The sequence below is a fragment of the Frankia sp. AgB1.9 genome (assembly GCF_016786355.1).
Taxonomy (GTDB): domain Bacteria; phylum Actinomycetota; class Actinomycetes; order Frankiales; family Frankiaceae; genus Pseudofrankia.
The window spans coordinates 107,657-133,733 of the sequence record NZ_JADWYX010000001.1 but is presented as its reverse complement, the minus strand read 5'-3'; the positions used below and the strand labels follow the sequence as shown (position 1 = coordinate 133,733).

Genomic DNA, 26,077 nt, shown 5'->3' with positions numbered 1-26,077 from the left:
CGGGCTCACGCTGTCCCGTTTGCGGCGCGGTGGTCGCGGATCAGGCGGGAGTACCACAGTGCGCTCGACTTCGGAGTGCGGACCAGGGTCTCGAAGTCGACGTGGATCACGCCGAACCGCATTTTGTATCCCTCAGACCACTCGTAGTTGTCCAGCAGCGACCACACGAAGTATCCCCGGACATCCACCCCGTCTCCGACGACTTCCCGCACGACGTCCAGGTGCTGGGCCACGTAGCGCAGCCGCCCCGGGTCGGGCACGTCGCCGTCGGCCACCGGCTCGTCGAGAAAGGCGGCGCCGTTCTCGTGTATGTACCAGGAGGTGCCCGGATAGTCGGCGTCGAGCCGACGCAGCAGTGCGGCGAAGCTTCGCGGCCGGATCGGCCAGCCCAGCGCGGTCACATCGTCGGTCGACTTCACCCTGGTCAGGTCGGCGCCGCCGACGAACGGCATCGGTTCCGGGTCGGGATCCGGTCCCGGGACGACGATGTGCGGGGCGTAGTAGTTGACGCCGATCCAGTCGAGCGGCGCGCCGATGCGCAGGAGATCGCCGGGCTCGATCGGCAGTTCGGCGCCCACCTTGGCGAGGTCCGCGACGACGTCCTCGGGGTAGCTGCCGCGCAGCAGCGGGTCGAGCCAGAGCCGGATCGTCTGGCCGTCTACGAGCCGGACCAGGTCCCGCGCCACAGGCGAGTCCTCGGGCGACTCGGCCGGGATGAGGTTCAGGGTGATGCCGACGTCGCCGACCCCGCGGGCGCGCAGGGCCTCGACGCCGAGAGCGTGCCCGAGCAGCAGATGGTGTACCGACCGGACGGCCGCATGCGCGCTCTGGACGCCGGGCGCGTGCCGACCGGTCAGATGACCCTCGAACGCGGAGCACCAGGGCTCGTTGAGCGTGGACCAGTGCTTCACCCGGTCGCCCAGCGCGGTCGCCACATGGTCGGCATAGTCGGCGAACCGGTGGGACGTCTCCCGGCTGGCCCAGCCGCCCAGGTCCTGCAACGGCTGTGGCAGGTCCCAGTGGTAGAGGGTGAGCCAGGGATCGAGGCCGGCGGCGAGCAGTTCGTCAACCAGCCGGTCGTAGAAGCCGAGCCCGGCCCGGTTGACAGCCCCGGACCCGGTCGGCATGACCCGCGGCCAGGCCACCGAGAACCGGTAGGCCGCGAGGCCGAGGTCGGCCATCAGCGCGATGTCCTCGCGATACCGGTGGTAGTGGTCGACGGCGACCGCGCCGCTCTCCCCGTTGCGGGTCTTGCCCGGGGTGCGGGCGAAGGTGTCCCAGATGCTCGGGCCGCGGCCATCCTCCGTGGTGGCGCCCTCGATCTGGTACGCCGAGGTGGCCGCGCCCCAGACGAAGTCCCCGGGCAGGCCGGTCACGATCCGGGCGGCGAGCTCGTCGGTCTCGGGCGTACCCGCCGCCCCGATCGCCGAGGCAGTACTGATCGTCATCCCTTGACCGCGCCTTCCATGATTCCACTGATGATCTGACGGCCGAACACGATGAAGACGACGATCACGGGAAGCGTCCCGATCGCCGTGCCCGCGAGGACGAGCGTGTTGTCGCGGTAGTAGCCCGCGGACAGGCTGCTGAGCGCGACCTGGACCGTGGGGTTCTGCGGGCTCAACGCGATCAGCGGCCACATAAAGTCGTTCCAGGCCTGCATGAAGGTGAGCAGGCCGAGCACGGCCATCGCCGGGCGCAGCCCGGGCAGGACGACGTGCCAGTAGAGGCCGAGCGTCGAGCAGCCGTCCATCCGGCCGGCCTCGAGCAGCTCGTCCGGAATCGCCTGCTCGGTGTACTGACGCATGAAGACCACGCCGAAGGCGGTCACCGCGGTCGGGACGATCACGGAGATCAGGTGGTTGGTCCAGCCGAACTTGTGCATCTCGATGTAGAGCGGGATGACGCCGAGCTGAACCGGCACCATCATCGTTCCGATCACGATGAGCAGCAGCGCGTTACGGCCGCGGAACCGCAGCTTCGCGAACGCGAACCCGGCCAGCGAACAGAACAGCAGCGTGCACAGCGTGATGGACGTGGCGACCAGGAGCGAGTTGGTCAGCGCCTTCCCGAACCCGACCGTGTTGAAGACCCGCCGCAGGTTCTCGAAGAAGTGCGGGCCCGGGGTCAACGGCGGCGGGACCTTCGCGACGTCCGCGTTCGTCCGTGACGGGACCAGGAACGTCCAGTAGACCGGGAAGACCGAGATCAGCAGGATGACGATCAGGAACGGGTAACGCAGCAGGCCGGGGCGCCGCGCGCTCGGGTCGGCGTTGCGGCGGCGGCGCGCGCCGCGGGCGACCGGCCCCGGCGGGCCGGTCGGGGGCACCGAGGCGCCGACGGGCTCCTGGGTCGCGACGCTCATCGAGTCCCTCCCGGGGTGTCGTCCGCCCGTACGCGCCGGACGCGGCGGCCGCGGCCGGCCTGCCGGGCGCCGCCGACCAGCGCTCCGCCACGGGTGATCAGATAGGCGCCGCCGGCGAGCAGCACCGTCAGCAGGAACATCAGCCAGGCGACCGCCGAGGCGTAGCCGAAGTGATAGAGGTGGAAGCCCTCCTCGTACATGAAGAGCGCCAGCGTCTGGAACTGCCGGCTGGTGCCACCGGTGACGCTGCCGGGCGTCGTCTCGAACAGCAGCGGCTCGGTGAACAGCTGGATCTGGCCGATGATCGAGACCAGACCGGTGAAGGCGATCGTCGGGCGCAGCGCCGGCAGCGTGACGTGCCACAGCTGGCGCCAGGTACCGGCGCCGTCGATCGCGGCCGCCTCGAACTGCTCCTTCGGGATCGCCTGCATCGCGGCCAGGTAGATCAGCGCGTTGTAGCCGGTCCAGCGCCAGATCACCATCGAGGAAATGGCGATCTTCGAGCTCCAGGTGCCGGCCTCCCAGTTGATCCGCGGCAGGCCGACCGTGTGCAGCGCCCAGTTGAACAGGCCGTAGTGGAAGCTGAAGAGCTGCCCGAACACGAGCGTCACCGCGACGATCGAGGTGACGTTCGGCAGCAGGACACCCATCCGGAACAACGTCCGGCCCCGGATTCTGGAGTTCAGCGTGTGCGCCAGCACCAGTGCAAGCACCAGCTGGGGAATCGTGCACATGAACATCAACAGGAACGTGTTGCGGACCGCGTGCCAGAAGTACGGGTCGGCCATCAGCTCGGTGTAGTTGCGCAGCCCGATCATCTTCCCGCTGTGCGAGCTGAGCATGCTGCGGTCGTGCAGTGAGACCCAGAACGTGTAGAGCATCGGGAAGAGGCCGAACACCGCGAAGAGCAGGAAGAAGGGGGCGACGAATCCGTACGGGGCCGTCACGCCGGTCACTCGCCGGATTCCGGATCGGACCGCGCTCGGGCGGCGCCGGGGTGGCACGACGTCCGCGGTGGACGCCGGGGTTACGAGGGTGGTCACCGGGATTCCTCCGGTCTGGGGGCTCCGCGCGACGGGCTTTCCCGGGGTGGGTCGGTGGTGCGGAAATCGTGTGGGCTGACGCCCCGCGCCGGGGGCCGCGCGCACCAGGGGCGGGGTGCGCGCGGCCGGCCGGCGGGGATCGGCGGCCCGGGTCAGGCGGTCAGCGGGTCAGCGTGCGGCCCGTTCGGCGTCCGAGACGGCGGCTGTCCAGGCGGCCGCCGGATCGGTGTGCTTCTGCTCCATGTTCTGGATCTGCGCCTCGATCGCCGCCCGGATGGCGCCGTGCTTGGGCCCCTGGTACTGCGGGGTCAGAGAGAGCGCGGACTCGCCGAAGATCTTGCCGGTCGGCGCGTTGAGGAAGTACGGGTTGGTGAAGCTCTGGACCGTCGGGTCGTTGACGCCCGCGACGGTCGACGGCACGTTGCCGATCGACTTGAAGACCTTGACCTGGTTCTCCGGCTTGGTCAGGAAGTCGACCAGCTCGGCGGCGAGCTTCTTGTTCTTGCTCTGCGCCGGGACCGTCAGCCACGAGCCGCCCCAGTTACCGCCCTTGCCCGGGACCGCGGCGACATTCCAGATGCCCTCGCCGGGCTTGGCCTGCTGGATGTTCGCCATCATCCAGGCGGGGCAGGTCAGGGTGGCGAACGCGCCGTTCGCGATCGCCTTGGTCCAGTCGTCCGAGAAGGAGACCAGGCCGCCGGAAAGGCCGCCCTGGATCGCCGCCGCGGTCGAGTCGAACGCGGCCTTCACGCCCGGGTTGGTGCCGACCTCGACGTCGTCGGTTCCCGGCTTGTAGTAGCTCTCCTTGAGCTGGAAGACCTGGGCGTTGTAGACGTTGGTTCCGGTGTCGAACCAGGTCGCGCCGGTGTTGGCGGCCTTGAACTTCTGGCCGGTCTGGAAGTAGGCGTCCCAGGTCGGCCACAGCGCGGCGACCGCGGCCGGGTCGGTGGGCAGGCCGGCCTTCTGGAAGAGCTGGGTGTTGTAGCACATGGCCAGGCCGCCGACATCGGTACCGAGGCCGAACAGCGACTTGCCGTCGGTCGACTCGCCCATGGTCCACTTGTAGCTGCCGTAGTCGGCCTTGCGGCTGCCGAGGCCGTAGTCGTTCAGGTTCGCGAACTGGTCCGGGGTCGCCTTGAACTGGGCCATGAAGCCCTCGTCCACGGCCTCGACGTCGCCCGCGCCAGACCCGGCCGCGAGGTGCTTGACCAGGTTGTTGTGGTGGGTGTTGTACTCGCTGATGTTTTCGACGATCTTGACGCCCGGATGGCTGGCCTCGAACGCCGCGTACAGACCGGCGTCCTTGTAGCCGAACGTGCTGAAGTCGTTGACGACGAGTGTCGTGCTCTTGTTGCCGCCTCCTGCTCCGTTGTCGCTGCTGCCGCCACAGGCCGTCGCCACCAGCGCCGTGACCAGGAATGCCCCGGTCATGGCCGCTAAGCGACCGCGTTGTGCCCTCATGAAGCCCTCCCTCTGGCTTCACGCCCACCGCACTGATCGCGTGTGAGCGCTCTCATGGCTTCGGAACTGTGATGCGTGGTTGCGCTGGTGTCAAGGGCCAGTTGCCCAGAGATGTCTCGCGCACTTTCAGGCGTCGGTCGACTACCTAACGCACATCCCGTCATCGTCTGGACGCGGCCGGACCCGCCGTGTCACCCTTTGCGGCACGCCGTCAGACCGGGACGACTGGGGACTCCCTCCCTCACCGTCCAGCCATCGGTCTGACCAGCGCGGCCTGCTGACGGGCCGCGCCGGACCCCGGCGCATCGTTCGCATGCGCGCCCGGCGCCGAGCCCGCCGGGGGTGGAAGGGAAGAGGGAGCCCATGTCCACGATCGAGCTTCGTGACGTCTCGCTGACCTACGGCGTCGGCCCGGTCCTCGACCACATCAGCCTGTCCGTCGAGGACGGCGAGTTCCTGGTGCTCGTCGGACCTTCCGGCAGCGGCAAGACCACCGCGCTGCGGATCGTCGCCGGCCTGCTGAGCCCGACCTCCGGCCAGGTCCTCGTCGGCGGCGAGGACGTCACCAGGGTCCCGCCGGCGGAGCGTGACCTGGCGATGGTCTTCCAGAGCTACGCGCTGTACCCACACATGACCGTGCGCAACAACATGGCGTTCGGGTTGCGGCTGGCCGGCGTCTCCCGCAAGGAGCGCGACGAGCGGGTCGAACGCGCCGCGAAGATCCTCGGCCTCACCGAGCTGCTCGACCGTCGACCGAAGGCACTGTCCGGCGGGCAACGCCAGCGGGTCGCGATGGGGCGGGCGATCGTGCGGGAACCCCGGGCCTTCCTGATGGACGAACCCCTGTCGAACCTGGACGCCAAGCTGCGCACCCAGGTACGCGCACAGATCGGTCGTATCCAGCGCAACCTTGGGATTACGACGCTCTACGTCACCCACGACCAGATCGAGGCCATGACCATGGCCGATCGGATCGCGGTGCTGCACGAGGGCCGGCTCCAGCAGCTCGGCACGCCCGATGAGCTGTTCTCCCAGCCGGCGAACGTCTTCGTCGCCGCCTTCATCGGCAGCCCAGCCACCAACCTGATTCCCGGCACGCTGACCACGGCGGACGGGCAGACGGCGCTGCGGGTCGGCGGCCAGACGCTGGTGCTGCCGGCCGAGCTCGCGGCCGCGGTCACCGCCGCCACTACGCCGGAGGTGCTGGTCGGCGTGCGGCCCCACGACGTGGAGACCCGGCCACCGGACGGCGCGGCGCTCACCCTCGAGGTCGACGTCGACCTGGTCGAACGGCTCGGGACCGAGACGCTCGTGCATGGGGAGATGGTCACCGGCGCGGTGAGCGGGGCCGCGGCCCAGGCCGCGCACGCGCTGACCACGGCAGATGACGGACTACCCACGGACCCGGACCGACACCGGTTCACAGCGGCGCTCGACGCCCGGACCGAGGTCAGCGCCGGCAGTCGGCTGCCGTTCTACGTCACCGCCGCCCGGCTGCACCTGTTCGATGCCGAAACCGGCGTGACGCTGCGAGCTGACCGCAGGTCCCTGGCTGCGGTCTGACGGCGCTTCGCCGGGCAGAGACAAAACTCGCCGCCGGTTCCGTTCCCGCGGAACCGGCGGCGAGTGGGTCGCCTGGTCGAATCGTGGCCGTGCTGCCTGAGGACGCGATCTCGTCTCAGGACGCTGTCTCGCGACGCTCCTTCTTCGAGGCTGTCGCCTTCTTCGAAGCCGACTCCTTCTTCGCGGCCGGCTTCTTCTTCAGGGCCGCCCGCGCCGCAGCCGACGTCAGCCCGGACATCGCGCCGGCCCGCGAGCCGCCGTGCGCCTCGCTGTCGGCCGGGCCGGACGACGCGTACGGCCGCTTGCTGTTCGCCGCCTCCAGCAGGTCCCTCTCGCGGCGACCCGGGTGACGCACCGTCCGGGCGCCGAGCGCACCGATCACGATCGAGGCGCCCGCGAGGCCGAGGTCGCGCTTGCGCCCACGCCCGCCGCCCGGCCGCGACCCGCCGGCCGCAGCGCTCGACCGCCGCTCGTCAGATCGCTGCTCGTCAGATCGCTGCTCGTCGGCTGGCCGGTGACCGTGGCCGTGATGTCCTCGGGGGAACGACGACAGGTGCTTGCGCACTCGGGCGTACGTCACGTGGTCGTCGGCCCGGTAGGCGGACGGATCATGAGATGGGCCCCCGGCCTCGGCCTGCCGTTTCGGTGGCCGGAAGTCTGCCGAGCCGGGCCTCGAAGCGGTGTCGTACGAGGAGGAGTCGGCCCGCCGCGCCGTATCAGCCGGATAAGGCGCGGGTGGCTGGTCATCGTGCTGCCGGTGTCGGCGCAACCGGCCGCCGCGCTCCCGGCGCTGTGCCTCGCCGCGCCGCTCGGCCGCGGCCTGGCTCGCGCCGACGTCGAGCGCCTGGCCCGTGCCGGCCTGCCCCTCGCCGAGATGGCCGCAGGTGCTGGAATGCTCGTGATGGCTGCTGGAGCGCAGGGCCAGGCGCTGCTTCATGCCCGTCGCGCCGGAGCCGACCTTCGCTCGCATCGATGTCGCCGCGTCACGTGCTCCATTCGCCTTTCGACTGGCGACCCGGCCCGGGCTGTACCGCGCGGTCAGCTCGTCGATCTCGGCAGTGATCCGGTCGCGGGTCTCCTCGATTTCTGACCTTATTTCCTCAGGCCGTGCGCCCACTGCATGTCCTCCTTCAGCGTCTCGACGGTCTGTTCCGGCTTGGCATGTGCCTTTTTCACGTTCGCCCGGCCCAGAAGCGCAAAGACCGCGGCCGACACGATGAGGAGCGCGGCGACGATCAGAGCGGCCCAACCGAGCGCCATTACCTCCGAAAGGCCGAACATAGCCGCGAGCAGCAGGAAGAGAACCGCGAAAACGCCCGCACCGGCGGCGCCACCGAACATTCCGGCGCCCTTGCCGGCCCGGACCGCCGACTGACGGACCTCCGCCTTGGCGAGGTCGATCTCCTGGCGCACCAGCATCGACATGTCGCTCGCGACCTCGGACACCAGCGCCCCGGCGCCCCGGCGGCCCTTCCGACCGCCGGGGAGAGTGCCTGGACCAGCGGTGGCGGTCCGGTCGGCGGTCATCGTGCGCGAGGCGGTTGTCTGCGCGGTGGCCGGCGGTGCCGCGGCCGCACGGACGCTGGCGGGAGTCTCACCGGCCCGCGTGATGATCGGTTCGTCGGACCAGTTACGTCCGGTCGAGCCGGTCACCGAGGACGTCGTCGAGACGGGCCGGACCGTACGTGAGGTCTCCGGGAAGGTGTCGATGCCGCCGCCGACGCCCCGAGGATCCCGGTCGCCGCGTGCCTCGTGGCGGTCGTCCCGGAAGGTGTCGTGCCCGGATCTCGTCGAACGGGCGGAGCCTTCCGGATAGACGTCCAAGCCGTCGTCGAACTGGCCGTCCGTGTGCGGCGCTGTCACGACTGTCCGCTTGTCAACGGACGATGGCTCGTCGTCATGCAGTCCGTGGCGGTTCGTGGTACCGGCGAAATGGCGCCGTTTCGCGGTACCCATCGCTCCGACGTCCGACCGGTTCTCCCCGGTACTTACGACATCACCGGACGCGGGATGCGCCGATGTCTTCTCGGTTACCACCGTCGTCGTGCCGTCGAGACGATCGTCCGGGAACGCGCGCTCCGCGGCGTCTGGAGGCATCCTGCCGGTCGTCGTCGACCGTTGCGACCTCGTCATGTTGCCTCCCTGTCTGGTGTGGCCTCAGGAGACGACCGGGAGGTCGATGCCCGGCATGCCGGTGATTAACCCGGGGTATGCGAGCCAGTACCATCTGTGGCCGCGCCGCGGGGCGGCGGCGTGGCGAGGGGCGCGGGCAACCGGTAGGCCCGGCGCAGGTCCGCGGCCTGCCTGTCGTTGCCGAGCCGGCGTTCGTCGCGCCGCAGCGCGGCGGCCCCCGCGTCCTCGTCCAGCGAGGCCGCGAGCCTCAGCTCCTCGCGGGCGACGGCGTACTCCTCGTACCGCGCGGCCATGCGCTCGGCGACCTCACCGGCCTTGCCTCGCCGAGCCCTCGCATTGCGATCGAGCTGGAAGGCGTCGACCTCCTCGTTGGTCTCACCCTCCCAGAGCGCGCCGCGCTCCAGCCGGGCATACGCGGTGCGGTCGAGGTTGCGCTTGAACAGCAGCGGCGCCAGATCGATACCGAGAATCAGCAGGCTGATCAGTATTCGCCACACCTTGACGGAGTTGTCCGCCGCGGTGAGCCGCCAGAATCCCTTCTCGCGCATCAGGAGGTCGTTGGCGTTCCCGATCGAGCGCCATTCCGTGTCGGCGTACTGCGCGCGGCGCTGGTCCCTGGTCACCCGGAAGGAGTCCAGCCGGTTCTGTGCGGCGTCGCGCGCGGTGCGCAGGCCCGGTATCTGCGCGGCCGCGGCCTGCAGCTCGCCGAGCTTGACCTGGTAGATCGGCCCGCGGCCGCCCAGGCAGCCGTCGCCACCGGTCAGCTGGCAGTCGACCTCGCCGGTCTTCGAGGTCACCAGGTTCTCGGCGGAGGCCAGCTGGTTCCGCTGGTCATCGAGGGCGGCGACGAGACCCGCCTCGGTGGTTCGCTGGCCGGCATCCCAGGACGACATCACGCCAGCGAGCTCCTGCTGGCGCAGCTCGGCGACCCGCGGCTCGATCGAGGCGTCGAAGAAACGCAGCAGCAGCGACTCGCCGACCAGGATCGCTCCGATGATCGCGATCAGGATCCGGACGACGCCGGTCGGCAACAGCCGACGCGGCCGAATGCGCTCCTTGTCGCCTTTCCCGGCGAGCCGCAGCGGCCGGATCGTCAGCAGCACCGATCGATCGATGAAGAAGATGAAGGCCGCGTAGAACAAGCCATACGGCAGTGCGGCCAGCGTCGACGTGCCGAAGCCGAACGCCGCGACCGAAGCCCCCGCGTAGGCGGCGAGACTCGCGGTCAACAGCATCAGCGCGCCCGCGCTGGCGTATCTCGACCGGTCCCGTTCGGTGACCGCCCGATGGTCGGCCCCGGTGCAGCCGATCAGCAGGTTCACCGCGGTCCGGCGGGCGCCGACACCCGACCGCCGAGGGCGCCGGCGTAGCACCCGGCGCCGGGTCCTGCCCGGTTCCGCCGTGTCGACGCCGCGGTCGTACCCGGGCGTGTAGTCGTAGTCGGCCTGGTCGTGACCGTCGTCGGCGTATTCGGCTTGGCCGGGTTCGACCTGGCTGTATTCGGCCTCGCTGTATTCGGCCTGGCTGGGTGGCTCGGGGTCGTAGCCTGGATCTTCCTCGGCGTCGCTGTCGATCAGCCGCTCGCCGCCGGAGTCCATGCCGGCACCATAGCCGCCTCAATCACTCTCCGCATTCTCTCAATCACGTTGCGACGGCGAGGCGGACTGTCGACCACCACCGTCCGCGCGCTCTTCGTGGCCGCTGACTAACGTCTGCCAAGAGCCGGAGGAACCGATCAAAGGCCCGACGAACAGAGGACGGGACCAATGGGGCAGATCAACGTGGTGACCCAGCGATCGCTGCCAGCACCGCCCGACCGGGTGCTCGACCTGGCCGGCGACTACGCCGGAACCCGGGCGCAGCTGTGGCCGGAGAACATCACCGACTACCAGGTGCTCGCCGGCGGCAAGGGTCCCGGCACCCGGATCAGCTACCGGCTGCACGCGACGAAGAAGCGCATCCGCGACGTCGCGGCGGAAGTCTCGGCGCCCGACGCCCAGTCCCTCGTCGAGGCCGACCAGAACTCGACGCTGCGGACGGTCTGGCGGGTGCGGCCCGAAGGCGACGGCAGCCACGTCACGGTGATGACGACCTGGACCGGCGCGGGCGGCGTCGGCGGCTTCTTCGAGCGCCGGTTCGCCCCGATTGGTGTCCGCAAGCTCTGGACCGCCGTGCTCGACAACCTCAGCGCCCGCCTCTGACGCCAGCCGCGACCGCCCGCTCTACCAGGTGCGGGCGAGCACGTTGGTGACGTAGCCGGTCATACGGTCGAGCTTGGGCTGATCGTCGGCGCTGCCGGGGACGAGCTTTCCCTGGGCCCACTGCAGCGCCCAGGTCGGCACGTTGTGCGCGGCGATCACGTAGATCCAGTTCTTGCCCCAGTCTGTCGCGTCGATCCGGGTGCGCATCATGTGCGCGGTCGAGTCGAGCGCCCAGAATGGGTCGAGGGCGTTGTCCTTGGTGATGTCGGGCAACGTGGTGTTCCACTGGCACAGCCCGAAGTCGGAGTTTGTGTAGTAGCCGATCGCGCCCGGGTCCCAGTTGCTCTCGATCGTCGTGATGCCGCGCAGGAGACCGCGTGGAACGGTGTACTTGATCGCGTAACGGTCGGCGATCGGCATGAACAGCGCGTAGGACGTCTCCTTGTGCACCAGCCCGAGCGGGCTGCGCTCGTTTGCCGGGATGTACATGTCCCGGTTGATGGTGGGCTGTTTCTGCTGCTGGAAGGCGATCAGCGCGCTGCGGGTCGTCTGGGAGAAGACGCCGTCGGTCGGGATGGGCTTGCTCGTGGCCTGGTGCCAGTTCAACGCCCGTTGGATCGCCTTGACGCCGCCCTTCACCGCCGCGATGTCATCGGCCGCGCTGCCGTCCGGGGCTCGCTGCCCCGCGCCGACGCCGTAGTAAGGGCCGAATCCGGTGCCGTCGGCGCTGATCGTGCCGCCGCGGCCGTCCGACGGCCACCCGCCGCGCCCTTCCCGCACGGGTGTGGTCACGTCGCCCCCACTTCGCCCCGGCCACCCCCGCCGGCGACCACTTCGGCAACGTTAAGGGCGTCCTGTGACCTCCGGGCCCAAATCAGCCAAATCGGCCTGCCGCTGATCAGAATGGCGGCGACCAGGGGACAAACCCCTGGCCGCCGCCGACGATGCGGTTCCGCGGCTCAACCGGCTGAAGCTACCGGCGGTCCTGCTTGCTGCCACCGATGCCGTGCTTGGCAAGCGTGCGGCCGATCGCGTTCTCGAAGTGCCCGATCTTCTCGCTGAACCCCTCGTGCCCGGCCTCATGCCGACCGCGCTGGGTCTCCGTCGAACTCGACCGCACGCTCTCGGTCTCGCTCGGGTAGACGGTGGTCGTCGTCTCCCCGCGCCGGCCGGCATTCTCGTCCCGAAGGCCCTGCTCCGACCCGTGGACGTCCCCCCGACTCCGGCTGTCGACCGGCAGTGCGGTCGGGCCTCCAGCACGGTCCGCGTGAGCGGTATCGGTCGGGTAAGGCGCATGGTCCCGGGAGTCGCGGTCCCGGGAGTCGCGCTCGGCGCGGTCCAGGCGGTCATCCCGGCCGGAGTTCTGCCGCGCCGGCTCCCGCTCCCGGTCGCCGCGGCCACGGCCGCCGCCGCCGCCGCCGCCGAACAGCCCACCGCCTTGCCGCGCCAGCTGCTTGCTGCGCGCGCGCATCGTGGCGTGCTCGACGTCCCGCAGGCTGCGCACACTGAGCCGGCCGTGAGCCATCGAGGCGACGGAGAGGATCACCGCCCCGAGCCCGTAGAAGAACAGCAGCCAGGTCCAGGTGATCCGGGTGGTCCCGCCCATCGGGTAGCCCAGGTCCCCCAGGTGCAGCGGTCCAGCCACAGTCGGGCCGATGATGAACCAGGCGCCGGCCGCCATGGCCAGCCACGCGCCAAGCATCGTCGCACCGCGGTTGGCGCTGAACGTCAGCATGACGCCACCGACGAAGCAGGCGATGCCAGGCAGTACCTCGAGCCAGAACCGAGCGGCCGTCCACGACCACGTCTGGCTACCGCCGAACCCGAAGTGGAACGCAGGTCCGATGAACGGGATGAGCGCACCCCATGCGCCCAGCGCCATCAGCAGCAGACCGGCCATCGCGCCGCGGCTGCGAGGTATCCGCCAGGTTCCTCTGGCTAGGTTGTATCCGGTATCTCCGGTCGCGGTCATGGGTCGCTCCCTCCGCATCGGTTCACCCCGGTCGGTGCCCCCGGCTCCATGTACTAACCGGATCCGCCCCACGCGGGTGACTCGCCGGGCACAGATCGTGGTGTCAACCCCGCCCCGGCCGGGCACGACCCGGCTACCGATCTTGATCAGCGTCACCCGGCTCCAGGCACACGGTGAAGCCACCGGCAGGCCGGCGCGCCCGGGTACGATCAGCCAGCGGGCCGTTAGCTCAATTGGCAGAGCAGCCGGCTTTTAACCGGCGGGTTCAGGGTTCGAATCCCTGGCGGCCCACCCGTTCACAGGTCTGTGACCTGCATGTTTGCACTACCGGGCGCGCTGTCCAACCCTGCCGAACCGCTCACGGCGCCCTTGCTGGGCACAGGCTGGGCACACCGCGCGCGGCGAGGCACCGCCGCCGACGCCTTCCGAGCCGCTGCCTGACCCGCTGGGCGCAGCAGATGGGCGTAGAGGGTGCCCGTGATGTGTGGCGAAGAGTGACGATGCCTCTTGCTGATCGTCGTGATGTCCACGCCCGCCGCCAGCTGGATAGAGGCCGACGAATGGCGAAGATCGTGAAGCCGCCGGCGCGAGAGCAGGTCCCGGCCGAGTTCGGCGCCAACTGGCAGTCCGTCCGGTAGCGGTTCGGCGAGGGTGAGCACAGCACCGGCACCGCGGCGCCTCACGCACCCCGTCACGGTCACCGCGCCGATCGGCTCACGGTCGATGTAGAGCGTCCAGACACCTTCCGGTTCGGCGTGCCGCTTTCCGACGACGACCGACGTCGCCCCGGGCTCCGCATCACGCACCAGCCACGCGCACAGCCCCACCCGCTTCGCCAGGTGCCACATGTGGGCCGTCACGTACTCGGGCGCCAGGTGCCGGCCGTCCGGCCGGGTGAAGATCAGCCCGGACAACTGGACGTCCTTGCCCGACTCGTCGGGTAGCACGCCGTTATTCCAAGAGCGCCCGACATCCTCGCGTTCCTGTTCTTGGGTGAGCCGCCAGGCCATGAGCGACCCGAGCGTGGTCGGGTCCATGTCGACCTTCGCCTGACTCGCCGGGGTCTTCGGTGCCCACACGCCGAGCACGCCACCCGAGTCGGTGATCTGCTGGCGGACCCACAGCAGCCCGGATGGGCCGTCCTCGTCGCCTACGGTGCGCGGGTCGACGACGAGGTCATCCCACCGGACCCCACATGCCTCACCGCGCCTCAACCCGTGAATGGCGACCAGCTCATAGAGAGCACCAAGCCTGTCGTCGGCCGCCTCGTCAAGGAACCGTCCGACGTCGGTGGCGTCCCAGGGGTCGACATCGGCCGAGGTCCGTTCTGGCAGCTCGACACCGGCGCAGGGGTTGAACTCGATCATCCGGTTGTCTCGCGCGTCGTTCAGCGCCGCGCGCAGCGTGCCGTGGATCTTCTCCATAGTCGACGGGCCGACCGGTCGGCGGCGGGTCGCGTTGCCAGCTTCGATCCGCCGATACATCGCGTCGAGGTGACTCTTGCGAAGCCCGGCGAGCGGCACCTCACCGATCAGCGGGCGCAGGTACAGCCGGATGTTCGACTCGTATCCGCGGCGGGCCGTCGGCCGTAGGCGACGTTTCGCTTCGAGCCATTCGTCGAGATACTGGCCGACGGTGAGACCGGCGACATGCTGACGGCCCGCGCGGATCTCGCTGATCGCCTTCTCGGCCGCCGACACGGCAGCCTTCTTGCCTTTCTCCCGCCCCTTCACCTCTGGCTTGCCGACGAGGGCGACCAGTTCCTTGGGTACCCGGACTCTCCACTCCCAGTACCCGTGTCCCCGCTGGGACAGCTTCGGGCAGGTGCCACGGGCGTAGCCGCGTTTGGTCTCCGGGTCACGGCAGCCGCACAGATGCTTGATCGTCGGCTTCACCGCGCGCCACCCTGGCCTTCGGAAGGCTCGTCGATGTCCGCCAGGTTCGGATGGAGCTGCGGGGCGATGAAACCTAGTCGCCGCAGATCGCCACGGAAGGCGCGAAGCGCCTGCTCAGCCAAATCCAGTCGGCTCACAGCCTGTTGCCACACCTGTAGATCGACCTTTTGCGTCATGCCCATCCGGGCCAGCCTCAGCGCCGACGGCTCGTCTTCCTCTTCCCAGCCCGGCTGGGCCTTGGCCTGCTCCGCCTCCGCACGGTCCGCCTCCGTACGGGCCATGGCGGCGACGGCCCTGTCCACGCCGACCCGCGCCGACACGACGTTGCCGACGTGAGCAGCGTGGAGACGCCACAATTCCGGCGCGGTGACCACCGGTCGATCGGGGAGTCCTTCGACGTCCCGCTCGCCGGAAAACCAGCGCAGCGCGTCCCACGGGGGCACGGTCCGACCAGGTAGCGCCTCGACGGTCTCGACCCGACCGACGGGGAAGAGCAGCTGCACCGGTGCGACTTCAAGTGCCGCGCCGAGCACGACCAGATCGGCCGTGCTCACTGCCGGTCGGCGGCCGTTCTCCAGGTTGGTGAGCACGTCCCGGCTCAGCGGGTGCCCAAGTTCCGCGGTCCGATCGGCCAGCTGCTGGGCGCTGAGTTTGAGCCGTTGGCGGTGCCGCCGCACCTCACCTGCGATCACTCGTACCTGCCTCTCCGCCCATCCAGGCTGCGTCATGCGGACACAGTAAGGCCCCTCGCCGATCCCTTTTGGGCCTGGGCCACCCCCCACCGGATCTAAACCGACTCTACGCGGTACTCTGCGTATGACGCACGCACGGTGCGACGGATGATCGAAGAGGTGCGTTCGATGGACACAGCGCGGTTGGTGGCAGCGAACACCGACCTCCGGACCCGCGAGGTGGCGCCCAGCGGCCGGCTAAGCGTGGTGGAGATCCGGGCCCGCAAGGGGGTCTGGACCGAAGCCCAGTTGCTGGCGCTGCCCGCTCTGATCGACGCCGAGATCGGCGCGTCGATCATGGACATGGGCCTCACCAAGGCGCGACAGATGATCCGCGACGGGTCCTGGCCGACGCGGACCATTCACAGCGGTGATCGCTGGCTGATCCCGACGCGGCCTCTGCTGGCCCTGCTCGGGATCGAGGACGTCGCGAAGAACCCGGCGGCGTGACGATGACCACCGCCTTCGACGACCAGCTCGACGTCACGAAGCCTCGCGTCGACATCGACGACCCGGCCACGCAGGCCGCCATCGCCGAGGCCACCCACCAGGTCATCACCGACATCACCGAGTCCGACGGCGTCGGGATGTGCTCGCTCTACACCCCTCTCGCCTGGGCTCTGATGCTGCGGCTCACCGGCGACAGCCGATGGACGATGCAGGCAGGCGCCCTACACGCGTGGGTCGGCCCCGTTCGCATGCGCGGCGCAGTCGAGATGGTCGAAACGGAGACCATGACGCATGCGTGGCTTGCCCGGCCGGACACCATGCCGAGCGCCTCCGGTGTGTACGCGTCGGATCTGCTCATCGTCGACCTGGCCGCACGGCACCATGCGGCGCTTGCGGAGCGGGACGGCAACACCTGGTCTGCCCGCCCGGTCGACTACGTGTGGCACCGGAGCAGCGCTCTCGAAACGTTCGCCGGTGTCCGGCTGGAGTACGAGGCGACGGAGACCGGCTGTAACCAGCTCATGGACTTCGGGATGGAGAACGTTCGGGCGTTCGCCAACATGGCTCTGGCTGTTGAGGGCCGCCTCGGCTTGGGCCGAGGTCTCAGCCCGGCCGCGTTGACCGCGACGCGGAACGCCTTCGCCGGCTTCGGCGGGCGCGTGGGTTTTGAGGCCGCGATGGTCCGCAACGGCTTCACGACGTCGGACGGCCTCCTGTTCGCGCAGGAGGACACGCCGAAGAAGTCGAACCGCGGCCCCCGCAGCGGCCGGTCGGGCGACCCGAGAAAGAGGCGCCCGTGACCACCTCGGCAGGTGCCGCGTCGGTGGCCGGGTGGATCGGCGAGCCCGCGACCAAGGACGCGATTCGAGATGCCGCCGACCAGTTGGGCGACCCGGGGCCGCTGGCCGCGCTCGACGACGTCGAGGCGCTCGAACTGGCCTACCGCGTGTTCGGCAGCGGCGTCGGCACGACCCCGGCCGAGGCCGCCGCGATGACGGACTGGTTGGACCTCGACCGCTGGGTCAACTTCGGCGTGTGGTGGTGGGCCGTTCGTCAGGCGGTCCGCCTCCGCGACTTGGCCACCGTCGTCGGGGTGAAGCTCGCCGCGGCCGGGGTGCTGCCCACCCCTCTGTGGCCGGGCGACTTGGCGACCATCGCCTTCGCGGTGCTGCGTGCCGACCGGATGCCGTGGGACGAGTCCCCGGCGGTGCTCGCCGACTTGCTCCAGCCGGTGGACCCGGTGTGGGCAGCCGGAACCGGGGAGAGCCGGATCCGGCCGGGGCTGCGCGGGCATACCCGCCAGGCCCTCGACCGGTGGATCATCGCCGTTGAAGACTGGGTCGCCGGCTCGCCGGTTCCGCAGGCGCCCTACGCCGGGGTCTCACAGCGAACACCGGGCGCGCAACAGCTGGACGCCGAGCGGCGCCGTGAGGCTGTCCGCCAGGTCCTCGCCCGGTGGCCCGGTGTCGATGCGGCCGACTTCAGGATTGAGGCCGGCGGCCGGCTGTCCCCACCCGCTGAGGCGCTACAGGCCGAGCGGGACATCCTCGGCCTGCCCGCATGGCCCAAGAGCGCTTACGGGACCGGGCCGCACTCGAAGCGTCGCGACATTCGCCGCGACCTGGCCTTTCTCCGGCTGAGCGGATCATGACAATCGAAGACCGTTTGTCGCGATCTCGGCGCAGGGTGGCCCTGTGACCGAGATCAGCATGGCCGACGCGCCTGGGACCCTCCGCTACTGGGTGGATTGCCTCGACCCGCTGAGTGAGCTGCCCGAGGAGACCCGGACGTTGCTCGCCGCGCGGGTCCGCGCCAAGTGGATGGCCGCTTCGGGCCGTCGCGGCGGGCTGGCCAGTCGTGGCCGCCCGCGCACCCGCAAGCCCGCCGCCGCGAGCGGCTGAAAAACCCCTTGGACATGCGAAAGGTCGGGATCGCCATCCCGACCCGCCGCCGAACACCGTCCCTCACCAGGACAACCCCGGGCACCACCCCGGACCCCCAGAACAAGCTCCACTGTCCACAGGAGTTCCTTGATGCTACCCAAGAAGATGGTGGTCGATCCACCGGAACCGCCGACCGGCGCCCGGTCACACATCTGCGCGCACTGTCGCGCCGAGCTGACCGTGACCCCGTCGTGGGCGACCGGGTCACCGCTGGTCGACCCGCATGCCTGCACCGATGGGCGCGCCCTGGTCTTGGTCCACCTCGACGGCGGCAACGCAACCGTCGAATCCGCCCCCGACGCAGTGGACATCGTCCGCCGGGTGCTGCGCGGTTGCCTGACCGGCCCGGCCGAGGCCGCGGTTGGCGTGGTCCGCCAGTTGCGAGATGCCGGGTTGGGCGTCGTCGTCAGCAAGCCGACGCCGACCGAGGCCGAGGCCATCGACCTGTTGACCGACCGGTTGGGCGCAACCGTCATCGAGCGCCGGCCCCGTCCGCCGCGTGCCCGGGAGGCGACCGCGTGACCCTGATCGACGAGTCCCCAACCGCGAGCAGGGCGAGGCAGCCACCAGGAGCCCCGTTCCTCCTTGACGGGCACCGGCGCGAACTGGTCGAGCAGTCGGCCATCGACGCCGCCGTTGCCGCCGAACGCGGCTATGCCTCCGTCGGGCGGCCAACACCGGGTGACGACCGCGAGCGTCGCAAGCTGGCCCGGCTCAACATCCCTAAGTGGGCGTATGAGGAGGACCGCTACTTCCCGGGCTTGCTCATCCCGGTCTTCGGGCCCACGGGCGAACTGGTCACCCACAGCTGGAAGCCGCGCACCCCAGTCGTCGGAAAGGACGGCAAACCCCGGAAGTATGCCTCGGCACGCGGACAGGCCAGCCGGATCGACTGCCATCCCCGCAACCGGAACCGGGTCGCCGATCCCAATGTCGAGCTTTGGGTCGTCGAGGGGATCAAGAAAGCCGACTCGCTAACATCGCGGGGCGCATGCACGCTCGCCGTGTCGGGCGTCTATAACTGGCGTTCCCAACTCGGCACCCTTGGAGACTGGGAGGACGTCCCGCTTCGAGGTCGCGATGTCGTCATCTGCTTTGACCACGACGCCACAACAAACATGAACGTGCTGCGCGCGATGGTCCGCTTCGGTCGGTGGCTGAAAGGCCCGAAGGGCGTCCGGCGGGTCACCTACCTGATCGTGCCCGGCACGGTGAACGGCCAGACGGTCAAGGGCGCAGACGACTACTTCGGAGCCGGTGGCTCCCTCGACGAGCTACGCGCGGCAGGCACGACCACCGAACCGAACACGGACACCGCCGACGGCTCCTTCTCGGACGCCTACATGGCTGAGACCGTCACTGCGGACCTGCTTGAGGAGTCGTTCCGATGGACGAAGGGCCTTGACTGGCTCGCATGGACTGGGAAGCTCTGGGAGCCGGTACCCGACGCCGTGGTCATAGAGGCGGTCCGCGGCTACGTCGTTACCCGGTTCGAGGAAGCGCTCAACGGGATACGTACCGACCGGGGTCAGGGCGGCAACCAGAACGCGCTGGACGGGTGGCGGTCGTTTCTCGGCCGCGGGCGCATCGAGGCTGTGGTGAAGCTGGCGCGCGGGATGCTGCTGGTGAAAGAGGCGCAGCTGGACGCAGACCCCGACCTGCTCAACACTCCGGCGGGCGTGGTCGATCTGCCTTCCGGCAAGGCGCTGCCGCACGATCCCGACCTGCTCATGACGAAGATGACCAGCGGTTCGTACCGGCCAGGCTACACCCATCCCGACTGGGACCGGGTACTCCAGGTGCTCCCGACCGATGTCATGAAGTGGATGCAGGTCCGGGTGGGCCAGGCCATCACCGGCCACACCACCACCGACGGGATCATGCCGATCCTGCGTGGCGGGGGCGAGAACGGTAAGAGCCTGCTGTTCACCGACGGTTTGTTGCCGGCGCTCGGCGACTACGCCTCGGTCGCGTCGCAGAAGCTGCTGACCGGCTCGAAGACAGAGCACTCGACGGAGCAGGCGGACCTTCGCGGCCGTCGGCTGGTCATCTTCGAGGAGGTCGCCGAGGGTCGGTCGATCGACGTGACGGCGCTGAAGCGGGTCCAGGACGTCGGCCAGATCACGGCTCGGCGAACCCACGAGAACAACATGACCTTCCGCGCGAGTCATTCGATCTTCGCGACGACGAACTACACCCCGGTCATCACCGAGGTGGACCACGGCACGTGGCGGCGTCTCGCCTTGGTGGTTTTCCCATTCACGTTCCGGAAGCCGGGCCTGGCGCTGGTCGGTCCGAACGACCGGCGCGGTGATCCGACGCTGAAGGGTCGGGTGGCTGGCAACGGGAGCGGGCAGCATGACGCGGCCGTCACCTGGGCAGTCGCTGGCGCTCTCCGGTGCTACCAGTCGCTCCAGGCCATCGAAGATGCGAACTCCGCCGGGGAGGAGCCGTCAGCATCGGCGATGGCCCTGCCCAAGTCCGTGGAGCTGGACACCTACCACTGGAGATCGCAGTCGGACCGGGTCATGGGCTTCTGGAACGAGTGTCTGGTCGCGGAGCCCGGCGCCGCGGTGGAATCGAGGGACCTGCTTGACCACTTCAACTCGTGGCTGAAGACCAACGGTCACACGGAGTGGTCAAAGGAGCTGTTCGTCCCCCGCTTCGAGGGTCACGATCGGACCCGGGCGGAGCTAGTCACGCAGGCCCGGACGACACGGCGCGACCTGCTCGCAGGACTCGTTACCCGAGGCGGCGGCGTGTACCTGACGACACCCGGCAAGCAGTACCGGGTGTGGGTCGGAGTCCGCTACCGCCTCGCTGCGGACGACATGGTGGGTCACGCGGATGCTGCCTGACCTGCGCGAATCGGGGAACTTGCCGGGCTTGCCGACCCCTTGGAAAAACGCCCTTGAGAGCCCTTACACGAGGGATTCTCCGGAGGGTCGGCAAGCCCGGCAAGTTCCCGGTCGGCGGCAGTTCTCGGCGCCGTTGGGGATACCGCATCGGGTGCCCGCAGGGACCGTCTCGGAGCTACCGCCCGGCGTCGGCACCGCCATCACGGAACGTGTCGCCGCCCTGGTCGTCTCTGCCTCCCGTCGCCGCCTTACACGCGCCGAGGCCCACCGGGCCAAGCTCGCCCGCCTCGCCGGCGAGCCCCCAATCCCCGCCGCGCACGCGGCAACACAGGAGTGATCCCAATGCGAACCGCCGTTGCCACCGCCGAACCCCCAGACGGCCGCCCCAGGTGCCGGATCTGCTCGCACCCGCTCACCGCGTACAGGTCGATCGCGCTGACGATCGGCCCGTGCTGCGCCCGGCGGGTTCATCCCCGCGACCTGCGCCACCTGGCCGCCACCGCGGCGAAGGCCACCAAGACCGTGACGGTGCAGACGTCGTTCCCCGAGTTCGAGCCCGCCGTCGACGAGCATCTCGGCGAGGCCGCGTGACCGTCTTGGCACAGCTGGGACTGTTCGACGGACCGGTTGGCGACACCGAACGGGTCAGCGCCACGACCGGCGCAAATCCCCTGAGCACCACGGAGAGCCCCGAAACGGCCCGGGGTCGAGTGAGGGGCCAGAGGCCGGCACCACGGGGTTCATGCCGGTGTGGCGCCAGCTTCCCTGTGACCGCGTTTCACTGCCCCGTCGGTCACGAGACGTACGCCCGCGTCGAGTTGTTCGACGGCCACCAGTGCGAGCCCCGGGAGACGCGGTGACCACGTCGCCGCCGCCACGCGGACCACCCAGCCGCCGGCCGCACCGCGCCTCAGGCAACCAGAACAGCTGCGGCACCGGGCTCGGGGCAACCCGAGAGGGCCGGCTCCCGTCCGGATGGGGAAAGGGCCCGCGCCAGTGCCCAACCATCCGGCACCTACACGCAAGGGAAAACTCATGACCTTGGGCGAAATCATCTTCACCGTCGGCTTGCCCATCTGCGCCGTCATCGGCCACCTGACAGGACGGTGGTCGAACCGCCGGGCCACCTCCAAGGCTCGGACCCAGCGTGGCGACGGACGGACGGCATGAACGCCGTCGACACCGCCAAGACCTGACTCACCCCGCCGAAGCTCAAGTCGGGTGTGCGAGGCCGCCGCGTATCCGACACCAACCCTTCCACTATCGGGAGACCCCGTGACCCATCCAAACCCCCGCTGTAGCGCGACCTGTTCGGGCAAGCGGCGCCCCGACCGGGCAGGCCAGCGTTGTACCAACCCGCCGATGGCCGGCCAGAAGACGTGCCGGATGCACGGAGGCTCCAGCAGGCAGGCCAAGACCAAGGCCGCTGAACGTGCCGCTGAGAACGAGATCCGCCGCATCCTCGACGGCTTCGAGCCCACCCCAGTCGAGAACCCGCTCGCCGCGTTGAAGATCCTGGCCGGGCGAGTCCTCGCCTGGTCGCAGGTCGCCGAGGATCAACTGTCGAAGGTCCCCAGCATCGAGACATGGTCCGATGCCCAGGGCGAGCAGGTCCGGGCTGCCGTCGTCGTTTTTGAGCGGGCCCTCGACGGCGCCCGTCGGGTCCTCGTCGACATGGCCCGGTTGAAACTCGACGAGCGGATCGCCGCGATCAACGAGCGGACCGCCGCCGCGTTCCTGGAGGTCTTCCGCGCGGTCATTGCACACCCCGACCTGGCACTGACCGGCGATCAGCGCCAGGCCATGCCCGGCGTTGTCCGCGACGTGCTGCGCCAGCATGCCCACCCGACGCCGGGGCTGAACTGATGGCCGACGAGACGATCCAGTGGCCCGACGGCACCCCGCCGGAGTTCATCCACACAGTGACCGCGATCGCCGACAGCCCGGAACTGGCGCTGACCGACGAGCAGAGGGATCGCTACTTCGAGCTGGCCGTCGAATGCGTCGCCTCTGTGCTCGCCCGCGAGGACAGCCGATGACCGGCGGGTGGGATTCGGTGATTGCCGCTATGGACGTCTGGGAGGCCGAGATGGCGCGCGGCGACCTGCTGTGGGCACAGGGCGGTTACGCGACCTACGGCAGGACGGATACCGATTCGGAAGGCCGACCGGTCGGGGTGCTTACCGCCGTCGGACCGGGCGGTACCGTGATCTATGAGACGGTCGGCCTCGTGCTCGACGACATCACCGGCGACGCCGTATCGCTTCCGAACCGATACCCAGGAACTGATACACCGGGCCCCGTTTCTGAAACGCAGAGGGCGAAACATCCGGGCCTGGAGGCGCCGTGACCTCCTACAAGTCCCGTCTCGCCGAAGCGGTCGAAGCAGTCACGCTCGCCGCAGGGCAGGACGTCGACCGCCTGACTGGTCGGCTTGCCCAACAGCTCTGTGACGCCGCCGGGATCGGTGACGACACTCCCGACACGGACGACGATGACGATGACACCCCGGATGACCCGCAGGTCTGGCTGGTGGTTTGTGGCAGCGCCGACGGGGTGGCCGCCACGATGGCCCGCGTCGTCACCGAGTCGGCGGAACGGCTGGCGGCAATGGCGACGGTCGCAGCGTCCCTGGCAGGCCCTGACCGGCCGAGCCTTGCCGAACTCGGCCTTCGGGTCGCGATGATGGTGGACGACGAGGCGTGACCGCCGTCCACGTGGCGGGCCCGGCGACTGTCGTCGACGGCCTTGACGTCGCCCGGCTCGGAGATGCCGGCCGGATTGGAGCCGCGGTAGTGCAGCGCCGGGACGGGACGCTTCCCGCGCGGGCCGTGAAGGCGCTGGACGCCCTCTCGGCGCATGGGACGGCGTATCTATCCGGGTCCGCGTCCGCAGGCCTTCTCGCCCTTCTGAAGGCCGCCATTGAGGCCGGGCTACCTATTGAGTGCGAGAACGCGGTCCGCGCGGCGATTCCCGTTCTCCGCGAGACTGTGGAAGCCTGGCAGGGACAGCTCACCTTCGCCTCCGATCGGCAGGCTCCAAAAAGCTTGCGCAAGGGATTCGCTCTCGACACGGACGACATGGCACCGTGGGTGTCGGTAACGGAAGCGTCCCAATGGACCGGGCTCAGTGCAGCCCGGCTGCGGAACCGGGCTGAACAGGGCGCCATCGAGGCGCGGAAGCTCGGACGCAGCTGGGAACTGTCCACGGACAGCCTGGCCACCTGGTATGCGACCCGTCGCCCTGGACGACCCCGCCGCGCGGCGAACGACAAGGCCGCGTAGCAGCGCGCGAAAAAGGCAAGGCGCGCCCTTCCGGAGGGCAAAGGCGCCGGCGAGTAGCGGCAGATGGGGACGTTCGACAGACGCCCACCCACAGCCGTGAAGAAGCCGGGAGATGTCTCAAGTCGAGAAACGACTCAAGAAGGCCGCAGCCGCTGCGGCAGTCCGCCCCGCCGATGTCGCCGACGCGATGGTGATCCTCGCCGACGTCGCGGAGGTAGAGAAGCGCGCGGATGGCGCTGGTGTGCTCGCGAAGGCCGCTGCGACCGTCATCCTCGCCGGGCTACGTGACAAGGCGCTTGCGCAGGCCGGCGAGCGGGACCGCACCGCCTATGAAGCGGATGTCTGCAAGTCCATGGGAATAGGTCCGGGGCCTGTCGCTCAACTGCTCGACCGGGCCCAACAGCTGCTGGACATGTCTGCGTACGACCGTGCAGCCGAGGTCACAGAGGCTCGCCGTATCCGTGACCTTCAGGGCCACGGCGGCACATGGCGGATGTGGGACGGCCGTGCTCGCAATCTCGAAGCCGAACACGCCGCCGTTCCGCTGGTGAAGACCGTGACACCGAAGTCCGCGCCGGTCGTCGACACGAACGCCATCACCAAGGCCGTCCTTGAGAAGGCGATGAAGCCGCTCACGGACCAGCTTGACCGTCTCGCCGCGTCGATGGCCGAGACGCGTGACGCGCTGGAGCAGACACAGCGACCAGCCGCCCTCTACAAGTCCCCGGGCTTCGGCCCAGCCCATCTGTCCGGGCCGGGAGGCCGAGCATGACGACCAAGTCCGGTATCACCTCGACGTCGATTGCTGACCTCAACGCCGCCGACGTGGAGACCGCCGCCGAGCAGGCGACCGCTGACGCGTTCGCCGCCGAGCAGGCCGCTGTACAGGCCAACGAAGACGTCGACCGCGCCCGGCTCGACGCGCTCGACAAGGCCCGAGCGGTCGCCGCGGCGAGGCAGGCCGAAGCGGACCAGGCTGCGGCCGAGCTGCGCCAACGGGAACAGGACTGGCAGGACACCCTGGCCCGCCAGGCGGCCGAGCGGGAAGCCGAGAGGCTCGCTGTCGAGCGGGAACGGATCGCCGGAATCAGGGCCGAGATCGTCGCCGAGCGGGACGCACTCGAGGAGGAGCTTCCCGGCCTGCTGCAGCGGGTCCTGGTCCTGGCCCACGAGTTCGCCCGGTGGGAGACGCGGCGCGCCGATCTGCGCGGTCAGCCGAACTGGCTGGTCCAGACAGCGGTGCAGACCCTCGGCGACGCCTCCAGCGTGGCGCTGCCCGCGTTCGGAATCGAGACCGAGAGTTTCGGCGCGATGGCGGGACACCATGAGGTTCCGCTTGTCGCCCAGGCGGCGATCACCGCTCTGTTCAGGGCGGCGCAAGGCACCAAGCCGCCAGCGGAGGGCTGACCGATGGCCAGCGCCTCGACGATCGAGCGGTACCGGTCCGCTCGGCGCGTGTCCGAAGACCGAATCCGCACCCTGGAGGCGGAACGGTCGGCGAACTTCGAGACCGGTCGTGCCGACGGATACCGGTGGGCGTCGGACATTGCCGTCGACCTCGACCAGGTCGACGCGATCGCCCTGATGGACCCCCTACGGCCCCGGCTCGCCATGGTCTGGCGGATCGGCCGACAGGACCTGATTCGCGACGCGGCGGCTGCAGTAGGCGCGCTTACCGACGCGATGGCGCCCCTTCCCGACCGCTACCCGGAGGGATTTCAGACCGGGGCACGCCAGTTCCGCGACGAGATCGCCCCACTAATCGCCGGGGAGGGCTGACCGTGTTCGTCCACAACCGGCCGTTTGCCATCGACGGAGTGAACCCGGTCCGCACGCCGGTTGATGTGCTGGCGGGCGGTGCCTGGAGTCGTGCGGTCGGTGCGGCTGGTGGTGATCCGGCGTCGCTGCCGCAGCGGGCGGCGGCCTACCAGGCGGCATTGGTCGAGCGGGTCTCGACCGTTCCGACCGCGATCGGCGCGGGACCCGACGGGGTGCTGACGTTTACCGCGGACACGCCGTTTGTCGATCTGGTGGCCGAGAACGGCGCCGTGGTCGGCGGACTGGTGCCGCTGACGCCGTTCTACCAGTCCGAAGACCCGACCGAAAAGGCGTAGCGAACCAGCTACTTTCCGCTGGTTCTAACCCGCGAGAACAAAAGAATTACCGAGCACAACCCAA

The 26,077-nt window shown here is 69.5% G+C and carries 30 protein-coding genes and 1 tRNA gene; 20 read left to right on the top strand and 11 right to left on the bottom strand.

Features of this window, described 5'->3' with window-relative positions; all coding sequences use genetic code 11:
* Window positions 1–5: 5 nt before the first annotated feature.
* From I6A60_RS00675 to I6A60_RS00660, 4 genes are all read right to left on the bottom strand, one after another.
* A complete protein-coding gene (locus I6A60_RS00675; RefSeq protein WP_203024931.1) occupies window positions 6–1,448 on the bottom strand; it encodes a GH1 family beta-glucosidase in 1,443 nt (480 codons plus the stop codon).
* Entirely contained in the window at window positions 1,445–2,365 is a 921-nt protein-coding gene (locus I6A60_RS00670) for a carbohydrate ABC transporter permease (protein WP_203024930.1), read from the bottom strand. The genes I6A60_RS00675 and I6A60_RS00670 overlap by 4 nt, the downstream gene beginning before the upstream one ends.
* Window positions 2,362–3,408: a carbohydrate ABC transporter permease gene (locus I6A60_RS00665; RefSeq protein ID WP_203024929.1), complete on the bottom strand. Its 1,047-nt coding sequence runs from the start codon at window positions 3,406–3,408 to the stop codon at window positions 2,362–2,364. Before I6A60_RS00665 ends, I6A60_RS00670 begins: the two co-directional genes overlap by 4 nt.
* A gap of 168 nt (window positions 3,409–3,576) precedes the next feature.
* On the bottom strand, window positions 3,577–4,839 hold the full coding sequence (locus tag I6A60_RS00660; RefSeq protein WP_238434502.1) for an ABC transporter substrate-binding protein: 1,263 nt from the start codon (window positions 4,837–4,839) through the stop codon (window positions 3,577–3,579).
* A gap of 393 nt (window positions 4,840–5,232) precedes the next feature.
* Here I6A60_RS00660 and I6A60_RS00655 point away from each other — a divergent pair, with 393 nt between their 5' ends.
* Complete coding sequence (locus I6A60_RS00655) at window positions 5,233–6,432, top strand: ABC transporter ATP-binding protein (RefSeq protein ID WP_203013283.1); 1,200 nt, start codon at window positions 5,233–5,235, stop codon at window positions 6,430–6,432.
* 115 nt (window positions 6,433–6,547) lie between these two features.
* Here the strand turns inward: I6A60_RS00655 and I6A60_RS00650 are convergent, their stop codons facing one another.
* From I6A60_RS00650 to I6A60_RS00640, 3 genes are all read right to left on the bottom strand, one after another.
* The gene (locus I6A60_RS00650) at window positions 6,548–7,549 is read right to left on the bottom strand and encodes a DUF3618 domain-containing protein (protein ID WP_203013280.1); all 1,002 of its coding nucleotides are present in this window, start codon (window positions 7,547–7,549) and stop codon (window positions 6,548–6,550) included.
* A complete protein-coding gene (locus I6A60_RS43245) occupies window positions 7,525–8,565 on the bottom strand; it encodes a phage holin family protein (protein WP_307838634.1) in 1,041 nt (346 codons plus the stop codon). The genes I6A60_RS00650 and I6A60_RS43245 overlap by 25 nt, the downstream gene beginning before the upstream one ends.
* A gap of 65 nt (window positions 8,566–8,630) precedes the next feature.
* Window positions 8,631–10,163 (bottom strand): DUF4407 domain-containing protein, encoded by a 1,533-nt coding sequence (locus I6A60_RS00640; RefSeq protein WP_203013277.1) that lies wholly within the window; start codon window positions 10,161–10,163, stop codon window positions 8,631–8,633.
* A gap of 168 nt (window positions 10,164–10,331) precedes the next feature.
* Between I6A60_RS00640 and I6A60_RS00635 the strand changes: the two genes are divergently transcribed.
* Window positions 10,332–10,766, top strand: coding sequence for an SRPBCC family protein (locus I6A60_RS00635; protein ID WP_203013274.1), 435 nt, complete (start codon window positions 10,332–10,334; stop codon window positions 10,764–10,766).
* A gap of 21 nt (window positions 10,767–10,787) precedes the next feature.
* Here I6A60_RS00635 and I6A60_RS00630 read toward each other — a convergent pair whose 3' ends face one another.
* On the bottom strand, window positions 10,788–11,558 hold the full coding sequence (locus I6A60_RS00630) for a peptidoglycan-binding protein (protein WP_203013259.1): 771 nt from the start codon (window positions 11,556–11,558) through the stop codon (window positions 10,788–10,790).
* Between the two features lie 181 nt (window positions 11,559–11,739).
* A complete protein-coding gene (locus I6A60_RS00625; protein WP_238434501.1) occupies window positions 11,740–12,738 on the bottom strand; it encodes an MFS transporter in 999 nt (332 codons plus the stop codon).
* A gap of 218 nt (window positions 12,739–12,956) precedes the next feature.
* Here I6A60_RS00625 and I6A60_RS00620 point away from each other — a divergent pair.
* A tRNA-Lys gene (locus I6A60_RS00620) sits at window positions 12,957–13,029 on the top strand.
* Window positions 13,030–13,034: 5 nt separating this feature from the next.
* Here I6A60_RS00620 and xerC read toward each other — a convergent pair.
* Complete coding sequence (gene xerC / locus I6A60_RS00615) at window positions 13,035–14,633, bottom strand: site-specific integrase (protein WP_307838633.1); 1,599 nt, start codon at window positions 14,631–14,633, stop codon at window positions 13,035–13,037.
* A complete protein-coding gene (locus I6A60_RS00610) occupies window positions 14,630–15,361 on the bottom strand; it encodes a helix-turn-helix transcriptional regulator (RefSeq protein ID WP_203013244.1) in 732 nt (243 codons plus the stop codon). The genes xerC and I6A60_RS00610 overlap by 4 nt, the downstream gene beginning before the upstream one ends.
* A 132-nt stretch (window positions 15,362–15,493) precedes the next feature.
* Here I6A60_RS00610 and I6A60_RS00605 point away from each other — a divergent pair, with 132 nt between their 5' ends.
* From I6A60_RS00605 to I6A60_RS00525, 17 genes are all read left to right on the top strand, one after another.
* Window positions 15,494–15,814 (top strand): hypothetical protein, encoded by a 321-nt coding sequence (locus I6A60_RS00605; protein ID WP_203042208.1) that lies wholly within the window; start codon window positions 15,494–15,496, stop codon window positions 15,812–15,814.
* Complete coding sequence (locus tag I6A60_RS00600; protein ID WP_203013239.1) at window positions 15,811–16,614, top strand: hypothetical protein; 804 nt, start codon at window positions 15,811–15,813, stop codon at window positions 16,612–16,614. Before I6A60_RS00605 ends, I6A60_RS00600 begins: the two co-directional genes overlap by 4 nt.
* Window positions 16,611–17,465 (top strand): hypothetical protein, encoded by an 855-nt coding sequence (locus tag I6A60_RS00595; protein WP_203013236.1) that lies wholly within the window; start codon window positions 16,611–16,613, stop codon window positions 17,463–17,465. Before I6A60_RS00600 ends, I6A60_RS00595 begins: the two co-directional genes overlap by 4 nt.
* Window positions 17,466–17,508: 43 nt before the next feature.
* A complete protein-coding gene (locus I6A60_RS00590; RefSeq protein WP_203013233.1) occupies window positions 17,509–17,715 on the top strand; it encodes a hypothetical protein in 207 nt (68 codons plus the stop codon).
* Between the two features lie 132 nt (window positions 17,716–17,847).
* Window positions 17,848–18,279, top strand: coding sequence for a hypothetical protein (locus I6A60_RS00585; protein WP_203013218.1), 432 nt, complete (start codon window positions 17,848–17,850; stop codon window positions 18,277–18,279).
* On the top strand, window positions 18,276–20,615 hold the full coding sequence (locus tag I6A60_RS00580; protein WP_203013215.1) for a phage/plasmid primase, P4 family: 2,340 nt from the start codon (window positions 18,276–18,278) through the stop codon (window positions 20,613–20,615). Before I6A60_RS00585 ends, I6A60_RS00580 begins: the two co-directional genes overlap by 4 nt.
* Before the next feature lie 151 nt (window positions 20,616–20,766).
* Complete coding sequence (locus I6A60_RS00575; protein ID WP_203013200.1) at window positions 20,767–20,952, top strand: hypothetical protein; 186 nt, start codon at window positions 20,767–20,769, stop codon at window positions 20,950–20,952.
* 5 nt (window positions 20,953–20,957) lie between these two features.
* A complete protein-coding gene (locus I6A60_RS00570) occupies window positions 20,958–21,206 on the top strand; it encodes a DUF6011 domain-containing protein (RefSeq protein ID WP_203013197.1) in 249 nt (82 codons plus the stop codon).
* 630 nt (window positions 21,207–21,836) lie between these two features.
* The gene (locus I6A60_RS00565) at window positions 21,837–22,481 is read left to right on the top strand and encodes an HGGxSTG domain-containing protein (RefSeq protein ID WP_307838632.1); all 645 of its coding nucleotides are present in this window, start codon (window positions 21,837–21,839) and stop codon (window positions 22,479–22,481) included.
* Window positions 22,481–22,654 (top strand): hypothetical protein, encoded by a 174-nt coding sequence (locus tag I6A60_RS00560; protein WP_203013187.1) that lies wholly within the window; start codon window positions 22,481–22,483, stop codon window positions 22,652–22,654. The genes I6A60_RS00565 and I6A60_RS00560 overlap by 1 nt, the downstream gene beginning before the upstream one ends.
* Window positions 22,651–22,965 (top strand): hypothetical protein, encoded by a 315-nt coding sequence (locus tag I6A60_RS00555; protein ID WP_203013184.1) that lies wholly within the window; start codon window positions 22,651–22,653, stop codon window positions 22,963–22,965. The genes I6A60_RS00560 and I6A60_RS00555 overlap by 4 nt, the downstream gene beginning before the upstream one ends.
* Entirely contained in the window at window positions 22,962–23,321 is a 360-nt protein-coding gene (locus I6A60_RS00550; protein ID WP_203013181.1) for a hypothetical protein, read from the top strand. Before I6A60_RS00555 ends, I6A60_RS00550 begins: the two co-directional genes overlap by 4 nt.
* Window positions 23,322–23,446: 125 nt before the next feature.
* The gene (locus tag I6A60_RS00545; protein ID WP_203013178.1) at window positions 23,447–23,899 is read left to right on the top strand and encodes a helix-turn-helix domain-containing protein; all 453 of its coding nucleotides are present in this window, start codon (window positions 23,447–23,449) and stop codon (window positions 23,897–23,899) included.
* Window positions 23,900–24,086: 187 nt separating this feature from the next.
* Window positions 24,087–24,671 carry a hypothetical protein gene (locus I6A60_RS00540; RefSeq protein WP_203042212.1) on the top strand — a complete coding sequence of 195 codons (585 nt, stop codon included), beginning with the start codon at window positions 24,087–24,089 and terminating at the stop codon, window positions 24,669–24,671.
* Window positions 24,668–25,306 carry a hypothetical protein gene (locus tag I6A60_RS00535; RefSeq protein WP_203013172.1) on the top strand — a complete coding sequence of 213 codons (639 nt, stop codon included), beginning with the start codon at window positions 24,668–24,670 and terminating at the stop codon, window positions 25,304–25,306. The genes I6A60_RS00540 and I6A60_RS00535 overlap by 4 nt, the downstream gene beginning before the upstream one ends.
* Window positions 25,307–25,354: 48 nt before the next feature.
* A complete protein-coding gene (locus I6A60_RS00530) occupies window positions 25,355–25,678 on the top strand; it encodes a hypothetical protein (RefSeq protein ID WP_203013169.1) in 324 nt (107 codons plus the stop codon).
* A 2-nt stretch (window positions 25,679–25,680) separates the two neighbouring features.
* Window positions 25,681–26,013, top strand: a complete 333-nt coding sequence (locus I6A60_RS00525; protein WP_203013165.1) for a hypothetical protein — start codon at window positions 25,681–25,683, stop codon at window positions 26,011–26,013.
* The last annotated feature ends 64 nt before the right edge of the window (window positions 26,014–26,077 follow it).

Coding starts and splice junctions, on each gene's coding strand:
- I6A60_RS00655 (WP_203013283.1), top strand. CDS start 5,233: ATGTCCACGATCGAGCTTCGTGACGTCTCGCTGACCTACGGCGTCGGC.
- I6A60_RS00605 (WP_203042208.1), top strand. CDS start 15,494: ATGGACACAGCGCGGTTGGTGGCAGCGAACACCGACCTCCGGACCCGC.
- I6A60_RS00560 (WP_203013187.1), top strand. CDS start 22,481: ATGGCCGACGAGACGATCCAGTGGCCCGACGGCACCCCGCCGGAGTTC.
- I6A60_RS00625 (WP_238434501.1), bottom strand. CDS start 12,738: ATGACCGCGACCGGAGATACCGGATACAACCTAGCCAGAGGAACCTGG.
- I6A60_RS00670 (WP_203024930.1), bottom strand. CDS start 2,365: ATGAGCGTCGCGACCCAGGAGCCCGTCGGCGCCTCGGTGCCCCCGACC.
- I6A60_RS43245 (WP_307838634.1), bottom strand. CDS start 8,565: ATGACGAGGTCGCAACGGTCGACGACGACCGGCAGGATGCCTCCAGAC.
- I6A60_RS00640 (WP_203013277.1), bottom strand. CDS start 10,163: ATGGACTCCGGCGGCGAGCGGCTGATCGACAGCGACGCCGAGGAAGAT.
- I6A60_RS00570 (WP_203013197.1), top strand. CDS start 20,958: ATGCGAACCGCCGTTGCCACCGCCGAACCCCCAGACGGCCGCCCCAGG.
- I6A60_RS00675 (WP_203024931.1), bottom strand. CDS start 1,448: ATGACGATCAGTACTGCCTCGGCGATCGGGGCGGCGGGTACGCCCGAG.
- I6A60_RS00635 (WP_203013274.1), top strand. CDS start 10,332: ATGGGGCAGATCAACGTGGTGACCCAGCGATCGCTGCCAGCACCGCCC.
- I6A60_RS00585 (WP_203013218.1), top strand. CDS start 17,848: ATGCTACCCAAGAAGATGGTGGTCGATCCACCGGAACCGCCGACCGGC.
- I6A60_RS00540 (WP_203042212.1), top strand. CDS start 24,087: ATGGTGATCCTCGCCGACGTCGCGGAGGTAGAGAAGCGCGCGGATGGC.
- I6A60_RS00535 (WP_203013172.1), top strand. CDS start 24,668: ATGACGACCAAGTCCGGTATCACCTCGACGTCGATTGCTGACCTCAAC.
- I6A60_RS00660 (WP_238434502.1), bottom strand. CDS start 4,839: ATGACCGGGGCATTCCTGGTCACGGCGCTGGTGGCGACGGCCTGTGGC.
- I6A60_RS00610 (WP_203013244.1), bottom strand. CDS start 15,361: ATGACGCAGCCTGGATGGGCGGAGAGGCAGGTACGAGTGATCGCAGGT.
- I6A60_RS00555 (WP_203013184.1), top strand. CDS start 22,651: ATGACCGGCGGGTGGGATTCGGTGATTGCCGCTATGGACGTCTGGGAG.